This window comes from Saccharothrix sp. NRRL B-16314 (assembly GCF_000716595.1).
GTDB lineage: Bacteria > Actinomycetota > Actinomycetes > Mycobacteriales > Pseudonocardiaceae > Actinosynnema.
In genome coordinates this window covers 1-334 of record NZ_JNXC01000194.1, presented here as the reverse complement: position 1 = coordinate 334, position 334 = coordinate 1, and the positions used below count along the sequence as shown (strand labels likewise).

The following is a 334-nucleotide window of genomic DNA, read 5'->3' as shown; positions in this document are numbered from 1 at the left end:
GGCCGAACGCGACGGGGTTCGTGCCGGTGGCCTCCGGGAGGTACGCGATGCCGCGCAGCGCGCTGTCCGGCTTGGCGAGCCAGGCGTGGAAACGGCTCACCCACGCCCCGGTGTTGGCGCCGATGCTGGTGTGCCCGCCGAAGTTGGGGATCGTGCCGAAGGCGTACGGCGTGCCGCCCCACCGCGTCTCGCGGTCGAGCTCGTCGTAGCGGTCGGACAGGCCGTCGACGATCAGCAACCGGCGGCGGTCGACGCCGTGCAGCAGGGCGGGCGTCGGGTTGAGCTGCCAGCCGAGCATGACCCAGGTGGCGCCGGGACGCGCCGCCTCCAGGGC

General features: G+C 74.3%; 1 protein-coding gene. It reads right to left on the bottom strand.

The window, feature by feature from the left end; translation table 11 throughout:
- Positions 1 to 334: alpha-N-acetylglucosaminidase TIM-barrel domain-containing protein (locus OQ02_RS39625; RefSeq protein WP_033443830.1), on the bottom strand; the 334-nt coding region annotated here is incomplete at both ends.